The 1,469-nt window shown below is 50.4% G+C and carries 2 protein-coding genes; both read left to right on the top strand.

Annotated features, from left to right (window positions below; all coding sequences use genetic code 11):
- On the top strand, positions 1-378 hold a 378-nt coding region (gene rmuC / locus ACTHS3_RS12910; RefSeq protein WP_440368119.1), incomplete at its 5' end, for a DNA recombination protein RmuC.
- Between the two features lie 37 nt (positions 379-415).
- Positions 416-1,210, top strand: a complete 795-nt coding sequence (locus ACTHS3_RS12905; protein ID WP_070625226.1) for a glycosyltransferase family 8 protein — start codon at positions 416-418, stop codon at positions 1,208-1,210.
- Positions 1,211-1,469: the final 259 nt, after the last annotated feature.

Here is a 1,469-nt window from a genome sequence, read left to right as displayed (position 1 = left end):
AAACGCATCATGCTGACCGGCCCCAGCACCCTGCTCGCCACCCTGCGCACCGTTGCCAACATCTGGCGCAATGAGCAGCAAAACCAAAACGCGCTGGCCATTGCCGAAGCAGGCAGCAAACTCTATGACAAATTTGTTGGCTTTGTCGAAAGCATGGACGGCATCAATAAAGCGCTTGGTCAGGCTCAATCCCAGTTTCAGACTGCCTACAGCCGCTTGGTTTCCGGTAGGGGCAACCTCATCAGCAGCACCGAAAAACTGCGCAAATTGGGCATCAAAGCCGGCAAACAACTGCAACGGGATTTAGTAGAAAAGGCCGTGTCGGAAACCGAAGACCATGCCGCTTTACCCACCACACAAAATCAAGAAAATAACTGACCAACTCCAAAACATTGTAAAAAAGGGAATTTAACCAATGAGCAACATCACCATCGTCCTTGCCGCCGATACCGGCTACGCCGAACAAGTCCATACCCTGATGAAGTCCATCTGTACGCACAATACAGGTGTCAATTTCTACCTTATGCACAACACCTTCAGGAAGGAATGGATCAACTATACCAACCAAAAACTCGCCGCCAGCGGCAGCCGTCTGAATGATGTCAAAATTGAAATGGACTTCAGCCAATATCGCCGCCTGTCCCATATTTCGGATGCCGCATTTTTCCGCCTGATGATGCAGCACCTGCCCGTCGACCGCGCCCTTTACCTCGACAGCGATATGGTGGTTACCCAGTCCCTGCACGATTTGTTCAACCTCGATATGCGCGGCTATCCCGTCGCCGCCGTACAAGATTCCTATCTTGCCCGTACCGATTGGAACCATCCGACCGGCCTGCACACCACACCCTATTTCAATTCCGGCATGCTGCTGGCCGATTTGGGTCAATGGCGCAAACACAATATCGCGGAGCAACTGCTGCAAACCGCCGCCACCATTGATAAAGCCGTCCCCTTTGGTGACCAATGCTTTCTAAACACCGTATTTCAAGAGAACTGGCTGCAATTGGAAGAGTCTTGGAATTACCAAACCGGCGCCGGAAGATTTTTCCAAACATACGACCTTGACGAAATGTTCCCTCTGCCGGATACCGCCCCGCCCATCATCCACTACACCACACGCGCCAAACCGTGGTTGTGCGATTACGGCAAGATTCCTTTTGAAGAAATATATTGGCAATACTATTGCGCTGACTGGCCGGAAGCGTAGTCTCAGACAGGGAATACCCTTCCCTTGCCTCAATTGACCTTAAAACAACCCATCATCAAAAACAAAAGGCCGTCTGAAATCGTTTCAGACGGCCTTTAAGCCATAAAAAAAAACAGGCAGAACATTCTGCCTGTTTTTTTGTTCAAAACTAACCATAGAGTGAGCATACCACCCTCAATCAACGTTATCGTTATCCGATTAGATACCGCGCAACAATTCGTTCACGCTGGTTTTCGCACGGGTTTGCGCGTCCACGCGT

It is taken from the genome of Neisseria sp. P0009.S007 (assembly GCF_051962515.1).
This window is presented reverse-complemented; position numbering and strand designations above follow the sequence as displayed.